Below are 13,841 nucleotides of genomic sequence, written 5' to 3' on the forward strand. Positions count from 1 at the left end.
GGTTCCTGAGTGGCGGTCCGGGCTCAGGCGCGCTGCACCCAGTCCTGGTCCAGGCGGTCGGTCAGGCCCGCGGCGGCGAAGGCTGCCTCCAGCTCGTCGCGGCCCTCGGTGAAGTGGGCCCAGCTGTCGTGGTGGACCGGGACGACGCGGCGGGCGTCGAGAATCCGGGTGGCCTCGGCGGCCTGGGCGCTGTCCAGGACGACCGGTCGGCCGTCGAAGAGCATGGGGAAGCGGGGTGCTCCGGCGAACAGGAGGGCGGTGTCGATCGGGGCGAAGCGGTCGGCGATCTCCCTGACCGCGTCGAGCGAGGCGTTGTCGCCGCTGACGTAGACCGTCGGCAGGCCCTCGCCCGTCAGGACGAAGCCGACGACTTGGCCGGCGAAGGGCTCGATCTGCTCACGCGCGCCGGGGCCGTGGATGGCAGGGACCCCGGTCACGGTGATGGTGCCGCCGCCCGGTCGCTCCAGCTCGATCGACTCCCAGTCGGCCAGGCCCTTGGCCTTCGCCCCGAGGCGCTCGCCGCCGCCGGGGGTGGTGAGGGTGAGGGGGACGTCGGCGAGCAGGGCGCGGCCGGAGGTGTCGAGGTTGTCGGCGTGCTCGTCGTGGGAGAGCAGGACCACGTCGATGGGGCCGAGCTCGGCAGGGGAAGTGGTGGAGGGGGCGGTCTTGGTCAGGGTCGGGCCACCGGGCGTGGCGTAGTCGCCGGGGCCGTCGAAGGTCGGGTCGGTCAGGAAGCGCAGGCCGCCGTACTCGAACAGGGCGGTCGGACCGCCGAACGTGCGGACCGGGAACTGGTTGGCGTTGAGCTGGGACATCACGTCTCCGTTTGTCACGAAAAAAACCTGCGGTTAACGTGACTCCAGGCTAGGCAGGCGTCACGGAAAAACGCAAGCGCTACCATGAGAGGCATGGACGACACCCTGGCCACCGACGTGGCACCGACCGCCCTGCCCCCGGCACCGGGTGCCGACCGGTACCGCTCCCTGGACTTCGCCGACACCGCCGCCACCCTGCCCGCCGGCCAGAGCTACGACCTGCTCGCCGCCCCGGAATCCGCCATGCGCTGGCTCGCCGCCCACGACCTGACCACCCCGGACGTGCAGCTGTACGAGGTGTGCGCACAGCGGATGCGCACGCTGCGCGCCCACATCCGCGCCCTGTTCGCCGCCCGCGTCGACACCACCACCCCGCCCGAGGAATCCCTGCGCGCGGTGAACGAGGCCCTCACGTCCGTGCCCACCGCCCCCCTCCTCGCCTGGGACGGGGCCCGGGGGCTGCGCCGCGTCCAGGCGCACCCCACCGACCAGGCCGTCAACCACGCACTGGCGACCCTCGCCGCCGACGCCGCCGACCTGCTCACCGGCCCCGACGCCGACATCCTCGCCGCCTGCGGATCAGCCCCCTGCGACCGGTTCCTCCTGCGCACCCACGGCCGACGCCACTGGTGCTCCACACGCTGCGGCGACCGTGCCCGCGCCGCCCGCGCCCGGCGCAGCGGCGCCTCGGACTGACGCACCACCTCCCAGGTCCTCCTGCGGACCGCCCGGCAGCCACGCGAAACACCTCCAGCGGGCTCGGTTGCCGACCGACAGCCGGGCCCTCGATCACTGAAGATCACTACTTCGACTCCGCCGCCGCACGGGCGGCGAGTACGTCGAGCAGATCCAGCCCGACCTGATGCCGGAGCACCTCTTCAAGGACTGCATCGTGCGTATCAACGGGGCCGAGGCCCGTCTCCGCTGCCGGCGCGATCGACCGCCCGCTGGAGCCGACGCAGACATATGAGGCTGCAGCCCAGGTCGAGCAGGCCCTGGTGGAGATCGGCGCGTCGTTCGTAGCGGGTGCGGAGCCGTTTGAACCGGTGGAGCCAGGCGAAGGTGCGCTCGACCACCCAGCGCACCTTGCCCAGTCCGGAGCCGTGGGAGACGCCGCGCCGGGCGATCAGGGGCTTGATGCCGCGCTTCCACAGCAGGCGGCGGTACTTGTCGAAGCCGTATCCCCGGTCGGCGTACAGATGCCGGGGTTTGCGGCGGGGGCGTCCCCGCAGGCCCCGGATCGGCGGGGCGGCGTCCAGCAGAGGCAGGAGCTGGGTGACGTCGTGCCGGTTGCCGCCGGTGAGCGTGACGGCAAGCGGGGTTCCGTGGCGGTCGACGATCAGGTGATGCTCGGAGCCGGGACGGGCCCGGTCGACGGGCGAGGGGCCGACGTGATCCCCCCTTTGAGGGCCCGGACATGCGAGCCGTCCACGGAGCAGTCGTCCAGGGCCAGCAGGCCGGCGCGACGAAGCTCGGTCAACAGGGCGGCATGCAGGCGAGGCCAGACGCCGACCTCGGTCCAGTCCCGCGGCCGACGCCAGGCCGTCACCCCGGAGCAGCCCACCGTCTCGGCCGGGACATCGCGCCACGCGACACCAGTCCGCAGTACGAACAGGATTCCGGCGAGCGCCACACGGTCGGGAACACGCAGCCGTCCGGGATACCGGCGGCGCCGTTCGGGAGCGGGCGGCAGCAGCGGAGCCACCCGCTCCCACAGGTCGTCAGGAACAAGATCAGCACGCACCCGGACACCTTGCCGATCAAGATCGCCGGCCACAAGCTCCGAAGCCCAACTCATTCTGAAACGATCAGTAAGAACGTGAGAGTGACCCTTGGCGGCACCCCGGCGTGCCGACTTTTCCGCTCGTGATGAGCCCGCACGGAAAAGGTGTCACCCATGCCGTGATCCGTCCGGCCAGCCGCGCGTACGGCCCTTTCCGCGGCGGCGGTGAGCCACTCGGGTCGTCCGGGACAAGGCGCCGACCGGCCCGGACACGCCGCGGCTGTCCGGGACAGGACATATGCCTTGAAGCCGTCGCTCCGTGCCCGCAGGCTCTGGCCGATCCCCGCGGGACGGCCCGGCCGCCAGATGGCCGGCACGGGACAACCGGCCCGATGTGCCCGGACGGTTGCCGGACGGACGCGGGGACGACATCCCGTCGCGGAACGAAGGAGTCACTCATGCGTGCCCGTAGAGCACTCACCGGCGCGGCTGTCGGAGCCCTGCTGACTCTGGGCGGCACCGCGGTCGTCCCTGCCCAGGCCGCCCAGTCCCAGGAGACCGCGCAGGCCGGCACCGCCGCGGCGGCGTCAGGGTGCAGGGACGCCGAACGAAGCATCACCGGCGCCCGCGTCACCGGCTACTTCTGCTGGGACGACGACGAGGTCTGGTTCGGGGTGAACACCGACGCCTATCTGACGGACACCGCCAAGGACGGCCGCAGAGCGGAGCTGTGGTCCCGGGACCCGTGGCGCGGAACCGTGCTGCAGACCGAGGTCACGGGCGGTGCCGGCAGCCAGGTGAGCCTGGCCGGCTACGGGTGGTACGTCCTGACCGGTTCGCCGTCGAGCACCGAACTGCGCGTGTGCACGAGCGACGCGGGTGCCGACCGACGGTGCGGCTCCTGGTACTGACGCCCCTTGGTGCGCCATGTCCCGCCCACCGCGTCGGAGGCGGGCGGGACATGGCCGCGCCGCTCGTGCGGCGTGCTCCCGTTACCGCTGCTGCTCCGGAACGATCACCATGGATGCCGTCCGGCTGGAAGCCCGTGCGGATCAGCCGGCTCCCGCCGGGCAGATCGGCTCATGGACGCCGATGAGGTGGCGTCAGGTGTCTGTCTCCCGCAGCTGCAGCGCCGCGATGACCGTCGCCGTGCCCTCGGGTGAGGAGAGGTCGATGCGGGTGCGTTCGGCGGTCCGGGCGAGCCGGTTGTCGACGGTGTCGGGGTGCGGGCCGAGCGCGTGGGCGGCCACCCGCCGGGCCCGGCCGCCCCGGCTGCCGCGGGGGCCGGGCTGCTGCTCCTGCTGTCGGCGGCTGCGGTGACGGTGTTCGCGACGGCCGATGCAGACTGGTGACGACTGCCGATGGTGCTCGGGCCGATGGCGCCGGCGCTCGTCATGATGACGGTCGGCCAGACGGCCTGTGCCGGGATCACTCCGCCCGCGCAGCGCGGGCTTGTGCTCGGTGCGGTGGTGTGCGTCTTCGCGCTCGGCGGAGGGCCGGCCCCGCTGGTGCTGGGCGCCGTCGTGGACGCGGCCCCGACGCCGTGGCGGGTACCGCAACGGCCGGCTGCTCACCGCCGCCCTGCCGGCGGTCGCGGGCGCCCCGACGACGTTGCCTCCCGCCCCCTTGTCAGTAAGTGTGCCCCTGCCTACCTTTGTGCGGCGAGTCCTTGACCCAGGAGGCCCACCGGCCGCGCGGTCATTGCCCGTTCCTCAGCGCACGACAAACCATGGAGGCGTCACATGCCCGTAGCCGTGCCCCATCTTCTGGAAGCCGACGGGATTCGCGATGCGGGTCCGCTGGTGATCGACGACGAGGCGATCGTGTTCGAGGACGACGACCGCGGCGACCACGAGCCCACTGCGTGTCTCGCCGACCCCTGGGTGACCGCCACCACCCGCTTCGCCTGTGACCTGAACTCGTAACGGTGGACGTGTCCATCGCCGGCCGCAGCAGTTGGTCCGACGACACGTGGTCGTACCTGACCGATCCGCGGATGCCGGCGATGGAACACGGCTGGAAACTGCACATCTCGGCGCGTCCCGACGATCTTGACGCCGTGACGCGGCTCGTCCTGCCGGTGCTGTCCCGGCACGTCTGCCACGCCAAGTTCGCCCGCGACCGGGATACGCTGAGCCGCCTCAACTCCGGGGAGGTGGGCGCCGGAGCCGTCGGCAAGGCGATCACCGTCTATCCCGCGGCCGGCGCCGTGGTCCAGGTCGCCCGGGAACTCGCCGCCGTACTGCGTGACCGGGAGGGCCCGCGGATCGTCAGCGACCGGCGGGTCGATCCGAGAGCCCCGGTCTACTACCGTTACGGCCCCTTCACGGGCGACTACCGGACCGGCCGGAGCGGGCGGCTCGAATCCGTCATGACGGGCCCGGACGGCCGGATCTTCGACGGGCTGGCCGTCGGCCGCTACCGGTGCCCGCCCTGGGCCGAGGACCCCTTCGCGACCGGCTCCGGACACGGTGACGAACCGTCCGCGCCCGGCCTGGGCGGTGGCCGCTACACGATCACCGCGGGCATCGCGCGCGCGGCCCGGGGGAATGTCTACCGCGCGGTCGACCGCGCACTCGGGCGGCCGGTGGTGGTCAAACAAGCCAGGGCCTTCGTGGGGGAGGACGAAGCCGGTACGGACGCCCGTCACCGGCTGCGCAACGAGCACGCGGTCCTCACCGCGCTCGACGGCGTCACAGGCGTGCCGCGCGCGCTGGACTACTTCGCTCACCAGACGGACGAGTACCTGGTGATGAGCAGCTGCGGAGACCGGGACCTGCGCAAGGAGGTCCTGCGCAACGGCCCCTACCGGGACGACGGCGTCCGGCCGGCGCGCGCCCTGTCCGTCCTCGCCTCCCGGCTCTTGCGCGTCCTGGACGCGATCCACGGCCGTGACGTGGTCGTCCGCGACCTCAAGCCCGGCAACGTCGTGCTCGACGGCTCCGGCCCCGCCCACTGCCACGTCATCGACTTCGGGATCAGCGAGCGGGACGGCACCGGCCCGGGCGGGGCGACCCCCGGATACAGCGAGCCGGTTCTGCGCGCGACCGGACCGGCCACTCCCGCCGACGACTACTACGCCCTCGGCGCGACCCTCTTCTTCGCCGCCACCGGCATCGACCCGGTGATCGTCGACACCGACCACGGGATCAACCGGGACCGCACCCTGGCCTGTCTGGCATGGGCACTGCCCGGGCGTGCCCACCGGAGGATCCGGTCCTCGATCACCGGCCTGCTGAGTTTCGACCCTGCCGTACGCACAGCCGCCGCCGACCGCCTGCGCACCGGCACTGCCGGGACCAGCCGCCGACCTGCGCGCCCCCGGCTCGACAGCGATGCGCTGGCCGAGATCATCGAGCACACGACCGCGTACTGCGTCGGTGAAGCGCAGGCGATCGTGGACCCGGTACGGGCCGCGCAGCGGAACGTCCCCGCATCGATCGACGTCTACGGCGGCAGTTCGGGACTCGGACTGGAACTCCTGCACCACGCGCACCGGCCCCATGTGCGTTCCACCGTCACCGCGTTGGCGCAGTGGACGGCGGAACAGTCCAGAAACCTGCCCGCCGGCTTCTACACGGGGTACACCGGCGTCGAACTCTTCCTCGCCGAAGCGGGGTGGGAGGCCGGACCGGGGACGGACACGGACGCGTCGTCCCGGTACCCCGTCCTGCCGGACCGGGCACCGGACGGCGGCCCGCCGGAAGCGGACCTGATCGCGGGCGCCGCCGGAATCGGCCTCGGCCGGTTGCTGCTCGCCCGACACGCCCTCCGGTCCGGTCACCGGCACGCCGCGGACCGGCACCTCGCCGTCGCCGCCGACTGCGACCGGATGCTGGAGTCGGGCGCCGCCCGGCTGACCCCGCCCGGTTCGGACCCGGCCGGCAACGCCGCACTCCGCGAGGGCCTCGCACACGGCGAAGCGGGGGTCACCTGCTTCCTGCTCGAGTACGGCGCCATGACCGCGGACCCGGACCCCATCCGCCGCTCCGAGCGGGCCGCCGCGCACCTGGCCGCCGTCACACCGGACATCATCGCGGCGGCCGCCGAACCGGGGGCGACACGCCGCTACGGCTCCTGGTGCCGGGGCCTGGCCGGCATCGGGACCGTCCTCGTCCGGGCCGCCGAACGCATCGACGAGCCCGGATACCTCGACCTCGCCCAGCGATCCGCGCGCGCCTGCGCCGCACTGGCGCCGCGTATGCCGCTGGTCACGCAGTGCTGCGGACTGGCCGGAGTGGGCGACCTGATGCTGGATGTCGCGGAGGCAGCCGAGTCCGAGGAGTTCCTGGACGCGGCCGAGACCGTCGCCAGGCTCATCCTGAGCCGTAGCGGCGGCACCTGCTCCCGGCCCGTGTTCCCGGACACCGGTCTCGCCGGGCCGAGTGCCACCTGGGGCGGCGGCTCCGCGGGCGTGCTGGCCTTCTTCAGGCGACTGCGCGACCGGGGCGGTCCGCGGCTCGGCCTCCCCGTCTGACGACTGCCACCTCGTCGCGGTCGCCACCGCCGCCTGTCCGGGACGGGGCATGCCCGGCGCCCGGGCACGACCGCGCATCCCCCTGCCCAGGACCACGGATCCCGGCGGGGAGCCCGGCCGCCGGGCCACCCCTCCCTCGCGGGCTCGCCCGTCGCCGACCCGAGCCCGCCCCGCCAGAGCCCGCGCCGCCCCGACCCCGCCACCGGGCTCCCGACCGGTCCAGCGGCGCTGCACGGCCGCCGCGGCTTCCGCCCGTCCGCGAGCATCACTCCCGCGGCCCGCTCACGCGCTGACCCAGCCCCGCAACGCAGTTCACCGTGCCGGCGCAGTCGTAGCCGCGCCCCCGACCCGAGCCGACGACGACCGTCCTGTTCCCCGGCCGCACGACTTGTCCGAGGCGGCCGGGGAGGTCGGGGAAAGCATGCCGGCGCGCCGGTCGTGCCCAACCCTCAAGCCGCACAACGAGCATGATGTCCCGTCAGGCACCGGCGCCACCAGCGGCGGTAGGGTAATTCCGGCAGGGTTCCGGCTCTTGCGCCACCACCGCGCCGGCTGACAGGCTCACGAATCGTGACCGCCAACGACGCGCTCGCGGATGCCGGGCCGACCGCCCCCTCGGGGTGGCTGTCGGCTCTGGCGTCGGCGAAGTCCCAGGAGCCGCGGGACCGCGAAGCGGCCGAGTTCGTCGAGGCCGCTCTCGCCGCCGCGCCCGAAGACCCGGTCCCGGCGTCCGGGCCGCTGCCGGGCACGGCCGGCTTCGCCGTCGTACTCGCGCCGTTCGCCGAGCTGGCCGGGCGGCGGCTGCGCGCCGAACTCCACCCGGACGTGGGCCGGTCGGCCGAGCTGGACGGCCTCATACGCGAGTTCACCGCGACCACGGCCGCCGCGCTGGGCGGCCTGGCGGCCCGTGCGCTGGTGCTGGAGCTCCAAGTGGCCCGGGTGGAGGGACGCCTGGCGGGCGCGACCCCGCAAGCCAGGTTCCGCGACTTCGTCGCCGGCACCGGGACCAGGGACGGCCTGGTCCGGCTGTTCACCGAGTACCCCCTGCTGGCCCGGTTGGCCGGTCACGGCTGCGTCAACGCCGTCGCGGCCATGGCCGAGTTGCTCACCCGGTACGCCCAGGACCGCGCCGAGCTGATCGCCCGGCTGCTGGCCGGACGCCACCCCGGCCCGTTGGTCGCCGTGGACCGGGCCGCCGGCGACACGCATCGGCGCGGGCGCCGGGTCGCCGTGCTGCGCTTCGCCGACGGCAGCCGGGTGGTGTACAAGCCCCGCTCGCTCGCCGCCGACCGCCACTTCGGCGAACTGGTCGACTGGTGCAACGCCCGCGCGGCCACGCCCGAACTGCGCACACCGGCCCTGCTGACCCGTCCGGACCACGGCTGGTCGGAGCTGATCGAGGCCCGCCCCTGCTCCTCGCGAGCCGAACTCGACCGGTTCTACCTGCGCCAGGGCGTGTTGCTCGCGCTCGCCCACGTGCTCGACCTCACCGACCTGCACCACGAGAACCTGATCGCGTGCGCCGACCACCCGGTGCTGGTGGACCTGGAGACACTCTTCCACCCGCCGCTGCCCGAGGACCCCGCTGCCGACGATCCGGCGGGCCGCGCGCTGGACGCGTCCGTGCAGCGGATCGGCCTGCTGCCCCAGCTGGTGCTCGGGGACGAGGACGCGCTCGACCTCTCCGGCCTCGGCGGCGGCGCGGACCGCCGCTCGCCGGTGGAGACGGCCTGCTGGGAGGCCGCGGGCACCGACGCCATGCGGCTGGTCCGCCGGCCCGGCACGGTCCGCGCCGGGGCCAACCGCCCCCGGCTGGCCGGCACGGAAGCCGAGCCCGCCGTCCACACCGAGGCGCTGGTGACCGGCTTCCGCGCGGGCTACCGGCTGCTCCTGAACCACCGGCGGGAGCTGGCCGGCCTGCTGCGCCGCTTCGCCGACGACGAGGTCCGGGTGGTGACCCGGGCCACCCAGGTCTACGTGACGGTCCTCGCCGAGGCCACCCACCCCGACGTGTTGCGCGAACCGGGCGACCGGGAGGAACTGCTGCGGTTGCTCGGCACGGAGGCGGTGGACGACCAGGGGTGGCCCGGACTGCTCGACCACGAGGTCGCCGAGCTGTGGGACGGCGACGTACCGGTGTTCACCGCCCGCCCCGCCCGCACCGACCTGTGGAGCGGCACCGGCACCCGCATCCCCGGCGCCCTCGAACGGCCCGGACTGGCCCGGGTGGCGGCGCGCCTCGCGGTCATGGACGAGGCCGACCTCGCCCGGCAGGAGGGAATCATCCGGACGGCGCTGGCCTGCCGGACGGCGGCGCCGGCGCATCCCGCCGCGCTGCCCGGCCCCCGGCCGGCCGGGCCGCGTCCGCGAACCGCCGGGCCGCCGGCCCCCGGCCAACTGCTCGCCGCCGCCCGGGAACTCGGCGACCTGCTGGTCCGGCAGGCCCACCGGGACCGGGACCGGGCGAACTGGCTGGGCGTCGAACTGCTCGGCGAGCGGTACCGCAGGCTCGCACCGTGCGGTGCCGACCTGGGGCACGGGTACCCGGGCGTCGCCCTCTTCCTGGCCCAGCTCGCCGCGCTCACCGGCGCGGACCGCTACGCCGGGACGGCACGCGCCGCGCTGCGCCCGCTGCCTCGGCTGCTGGACCGGCTCGCCGCGCTCCCGGACGCGGATCTCGGCGTGGTCGGCTCGGGAGGCTTCACCGGTCTCGGCGGCATCCTGTACGCGCTCACCCGGGTCTCGGCCGCGCTGGACGACGCCGGGCTGCGCGCCCTGGTCGAGCCGACGGCCGCGCTGACCGTCCGGGCCGCCGGAGCCGAGCGGCCGACCGGCGTGCTCGACGGCACGGCGGGTGGCCTGGCCGCGCTGCTGGCCGCGCACCGGACGTACCCGTCGGCCGAGCTCCGCCGCGGTGCGCAGGTCTGTGCCGACCGGCTCACCGCCGAGCCCGTCCCGGCCGTGCCGGGCTTCGCCACCGGCGCCGCCGGGGTCGGCTGGGCGCTGCTCGGCGCCGTGGGCCCCGGCGGCGAGCGGTACCGCCGGGCGGGGCTGACCGCCCTGCGGTCGGCCGTGGCCGCGTCACCGGCCGCCGACACAGACCTCTCCTGGTGCACCGGCGCGACGGGAGTCGCGCTCGCGGTCGCCGACCGGCCCGGGGCGCTGGCGGATCCGGCGCTGGCGGCGGCCGTCGCCGCGGCCGTCGGGCACCTCGCGGACACCGGACCGGTGCCCGACGGCAGCCTCTGCCACGGCGAGTGGGGCCTGCTGGAGCTGCCACAGCGCACGGCGGCGGGCGCGGTGCTCCGGGCGCGGACCGCCGGACGGGTCCGGCACGGCCCGCACCCCGCGGCCGGCGGCGGCGTCGCGGAGCCCGGCCTGCTCACCGGCCTGTCCGGCCACGGCCTCGGCCTGCTGCGGCTGGGCTTCGCCGATCTGGTCCCCCCGGCGCTGCTGCTGCGGACGCCGGACACCGACCCGTCCCGCCCCGCCTCCGGGGCGGAGCCGTGGACGACTCCGGAAAGCCTGTAGCCGGGTCCCGTGCCCCTGACGAAGAACACCGAACACTTCCCTGTGAAAGGAACCCCTTGATGAACACCGACGACCTCGTGCGGCTCTGGAAGCAGCCCACCACCCGGCACGATGCCGCCACCGACCACCCGGCGGGCGAGATCCGGCTGCGCAGCGGCGGCGGGCTCGGCCGCCGGTCCCAGATGCTCGGCGCGTCCTCGGTGGTCCGCGGGACCAGCCCGTGGACCACCGTCAGCATCGACTTCCACGACGAACGCCACTGAACGCCCGTCGGGCGGCAGCGATGGGCCGCCGCGGTGCGGCGTGATCCTCTTTTCCGAAGAACTCTCTACTCGGCGCGAGGGCGGCACGGGTAACCTGCGCAGGTGCACACTACTGCCCCGACCACCATCGGTCGCGAGACCGAACTCGGGCTCTTCCGGCGTGTACTGACCGGCCTTCAGGACAGGGCGGGCCACACGGTCCTGTTGGTGGGGGAGGCGGGGATCGGAAAGTCCCGGCTGGCCGGGGAGTGCGTCGGCCTGGCCGAGTCGCTCGGCCTGCCGGTGCTGCGCGGGCGCGGCAGCCCGACCAGTGCCGGGATGCCGTACCGCCCGCTCATCGAGGCGCTGCATTCCCGCTTCCGGGTCACGGGCGTGCCCCAGGACCGGGAGCTGGAGCCCTACCGCCCGGCCCTGGGCCGGGTGATCCCGGAGTGGCGGCACACCGCCGTGCCCGGCTACCCCGAGAGCGCGGTGGAGCTGGCCGAGGCCGTGCTGCGGCTGCTGGCCGTGCTCGGCCGCGACCGCGGCTGCCTGCTCGTCCTGGAGGACCTGCACGAGGCCGACTCGGAGACCATCGCCGTGGTGGACTACCTGGTCGACAACCTGGCCGGGCTGCCGGTCCTGCTGGCAGCCACGCTGCGGCCCGAGCCGGGCGCCGCCCTGGAGCTGGCCCGGGGCGCCGAGCGGCGTCGGGTCGCCTCGCTGGCCACCCTGGAGCCGCTCGGCGCGGCCCAGGTCGGTGCGCTCGCGGCCGGCTGCCTGGACCTGCCGGCCGAGCAGGTGCCGGCTGCCGTGGTCGAACGGCTGAGCACGCTCAGCAACGGCAACCCGTACCTGGTCGAGGAACTGCTCGCCGAGATGGTCGGCTCGGGAGTGCTGCGCCGGGACGGCGACGGCTGGCACGTCACCGGCGACCTGGCGGCCGCGGTCCCGGACAGCGTGGTCAGCGGCCTGCGGCAACGGCTGGCGCAGCTCGACCCGCAGGTGCGCGACCTGCTGCTGCTCGCCGCCACGCTGGGCACCGAATTCTCGATCGGCACGCTGGAGCTGATCACCGGGCACAACGTGCGGCTGCTGCTCGACCAGCTGGCCGCCGCGGCCGACTCGGGCTTCGTCGTCCCCGATCCCGGCGCGGTCGACCAGTACGCCTTCCGGCACGCGCTCACCGCGGAGGCGCTGCTCGCCGGGCTGCCGCCGGCCGAGCGGGCGGTGATCGCCCGCCGGGCGGCCGAGGCGGTGCTGGCCGCCGACCCGGCCGTCTCCGACGACCGCTGCCAGCTGGTGGCACGGCTGCGGCAGCTGGGCGGCGACGACGCGGGAGCGGCACTGCTGTACGCCGAAGCCGGCCGCCGGGCCCTCGCCGGGGGCGCGTCGGCCACCGCCGTGCAACTGCTGGAGCGGGCCCGAGGGCTGGCGGCGCCGGCCGACCGCACCGCCGTCACCGAGTCGCTGGTGCACGCGACGGCCGAGACCGGGCAGCTGGACCGGGCACTCGCGCTGGCCGAGTCGCTGCCGGACGCGGGGGCCGACGCGCTGGACATCGAGCGCCGGGTCGCCCTGCACACCAGGCTCGCCTGGGCCGCGGTGATCTCCGAGCGCGCCGCCGACACCCTGGCCCAGGTGGCCGCCGCCCGGGCGCAGCTCGGCGACCCGTCGGACCCGCGGCACACCGCCGCGCTGGCCGTGGTCGAGGCCCACCTGGCGCTGCTGCCCGCGCACGGCGCGGACACGGCCGGGACCGAGCGGCTGGCCCGCGAGGCGGCCGAGGTCGCCGAGCGCGAGAAGCTCCCCGTGGTGGCCTGCCAGGCATGGCAGTTACTCGCCCTGCTGGCCCGCAAGCGCGGCTTCGACGGCGCGGACGCCTGTCTGGAGCGGATGCTCGCCGTCGCGGAGGAGCACAGCCTGCCGGTCTGGCGGGTGGAGGCGCTGCTGCGGCTCGGCGCCAACGCCTTCCTGCGCAGCGGTGAGGCGCGCCGGATCCGGGAGGCGCGGGACGCCGCGCGCGAACTGGGCGCCCTCGCCCTGGTCCAGCACGCGGAGGGCCTGCTGGCGATGGACGCCGTGCAGCGCGCCGACTTCCCGGCCGCCCAGGAGATCATAGACCGCTGCCTGGGGCCGAGCGCCCGGATGCGCAACGTCGGCGGACACCGCTACCTGCTGCTGGTGGCCGCCACCCTCGCCGCCCACCAGGGCCGGCGGCGGCAGATGGAGCGGGAACTGCTCCGGTTCGACCAGGCCGACGAGTCCACCTCTTTCCTGATGCCGGTCCTGCTCGGCCTGTGCCGGGCGTTCTGTGCCCTGCTGGAGGAGAACCGCACCCGGGCGCTGGCCGAACTGGCCGCCGCGGCCGCCTGGGAGGACCAGCACCCCAACATGTTCTACCTGAGCGGGCGGTACGGCCTCGGCCCGCTGCTCGCCGTCGTCGGCGGCACCGCCGACCGCGCGGAGTACGCGGCGGCCCTGGCGGCGCCCGCCGCCGAACTGGCCTGGAACCGGCAGTTCCTGGTGCTCGCCGACGCCGTCCTGCTCGGTCGGGAGGGCCGCGGCCGGGAGGCCGCGGGACTGGTGGACCGGGCACGGCAGGAGTTCTCCGGCTTCCCCACCGCCCGTCACCTCGGGCTGCGGCTGGTCGCCGAGGCGGCCCTCGCCGACGGCTGGGGCGAGCCCGTCGCCTGGCTGCGGACCGCCGAGGAGTACTTCCACCAGGCCGGCGTGCGCTCCGTCGCCGGTGCCTGCCGGTCGCTCATCCGGCAGGCGGGCGTGCCCGTCGCGCATCGGCGCACCGGACGGGAGCTGATCCCCGAGGGACTGCGGTCGGTCGGGGTGACGCCGCGTGAGTTCGACGTGTTCGCGCTGCTCGTGGACCGGCTCGGGAACCAGGACGTCGCCCAGCGGCTGTCCCTCTCGCACCGTACGGTGGAGAAGCACATCGCCAGCCTGCTCCACAAGACCGGCAGCGCGAACCGCGCGGAGCTGTGCCGGCTCGCCCGGACGCTGTGCGGGGACTGACCGTCCGTGCCGCCGGACCGGTG

10 protein-coding genes are annotated in these 13,841 nt (G+C 74.9%); 7 read left to right on the forward strand and 3 right to left on the reverse strand.

Annotation, left to right across the window (positions count from 1 at the left end; translation table 11 throughout):
• Positions 1-23 precede the first annotated feature (23 nt).
• Positions 24-815, reverse strand: coding sequence for an MBL fold metallo-hydrolase (locus HB370_RS40295; RefSeq protein WP_167513225.1), 792 nt, complete (start codon positions 813-815; stop codon positions 24-26).
• A gap of 93 nt (positions 816-908) precedes the next feature.
• Here HB370_RS40295 and HB370_RS40300 point away from each other — a divergent pair, with 93 nt between their 5' ends.
• Positions 909-1,511 carry an ABATE domain-containing protein gene (locus tag HB370_RS40300; RefSeq protein ID WP_167513226.1) on the forward strand — a complete coding sequence of 201 codons (603 nt, stop codon included), beginning with the start codon at positions 909-911 and terminating at the stop codon, positions 1,509-1,511.
• A gap of 203 nt (positions 1,512-1,714) precedes the next feature.
• Here HB370_RS40300 and HB370_RS40305 read toward each other — a convergent pair.
• A protein-coding gene (locus HB370_RS40305; RefSeq protein WP_167513227.1) for an IS5 family transposase occupies positions 1,715-2,559 on the reverse strand; the annotation gives its coding sequence in 2 pieces (ribosomal slippage) (positions 1,715-2,220 and positions 2,220-2,559; 846 coding nt in all).
• Between the two features lie 437 nt (positions 2,560-2,996).
• Between HB370_RS40305 and HB370_RS40310 the strand changes: the two genes are divergently transcribed.
• Positions 2,997-3,449, forward strand: a complete 453-nt coding sequence (locus HB370_RS40310) for a hypothetical protein (RefSeq protein WP_167513228.1) — start codon at positions 2,997-2,999, stop codon at positions 3,447-3,449.
• Between the two features lie 192 nt (positions 3,450-3,641).
• On the opposite strand, the gene HB370_RS40315 is transcribed toward HB370_RS40310, so the two are convergent.
• Positions 3,642-4,097: a helix-turn-helix domain-containing protein gene (locus HB370_RS40315; protein WP_244405930.1), complete on the reverse strand. Its 456-nt coding sequence runs from the start codon at positions 4,095-4,097 to the stop codon at positions 3,642-3,644.
• Between the two features lie 183 nt (positions 4,098-4,280).
• On the opposite strand from HB370_RS40315, the gene HB370_RS40320 reads away from it, so the two are divergent.
• The 5 genes from HB370_RS40320 (at position 4,281) to HB370_RS40340 (ending at position 13,818) form a co-directional block, all read left to right on the forward strand.
• Positions 4,281-4,463 (forward strand): SflA family class IV lanthipeptide, encoded by a 183-nt coding sequence (locus tag HB370_RS40320; RefSeq protein WP_167513230.1) that lies wholly within the window; start codon positions 4,281-4,283, stop codon positions 4,461-4,463.
• A gap of 2 nt (positions 4,464-4,465) precedes the next feature.
• Positions 4,466-7,015, forward strand: a complete 2,550-nt coding sequence (gene lanL / locus HB370_RS40325; protein WP_167513231.1) for a class IV lanthionine synthetase LanL — start codon at positions 4,466-4,468, stop codon at positions 7,013-7,015.
• A gap of 570 nt (positions 7,016-7,585) precedes the next feature.
• Positions 7,586-10,546 carry a type 2 lanthipeptide synthetase LanM family protein gene (locus tag HB370_RS40330; protein WP_167513232.1) on the forward strand — a complete coding sequence of 987 codons (2,961 nt, stop codon included), beginning with the start codon at positions 7,586-7,588 and terminating at the stop codon, positions 10,544-10,546.
• A 59-nt stretch (positions 10,547-10,605) separates the two neighbouring features.
• Positions 10,606-10,809 (forward strand): hypothetical protein, encoded by a 204-nt coding sequence (locus HB370_RS40335; protein WP_167513233.1) that lies wholly within the window; start codon positions 10,606-10,608, stop codon positions 10,807-10,809.
• A 102-nt stretch (positions 10,810-10,911) separates the two neighbouring features.
• The gene (locus HB370_RS40340; protein WP_167513234.1) at positions 10,912-13,818 is read left to right on the forward strand and encodes a LuxR family transcriptional regulator; all 2,907 of its coding nucleotides are present in this window, start codon (positions 10,912-10,914) and stop codon (positions 13,816-13,818) included.
• Positions 13,819-13,841: the final 23 nt, after the last annotated feature.

Source organism: Streptomyces sp. DSM 40868, assembly GCF_011820545.1.
GTDB classification, from domain to species: Bacteria; Actinomycetota; Actinomycetes; order Streptomycetales; family Streptomycetaceae; genus Streptomyces; species Streptomyces eurythermus.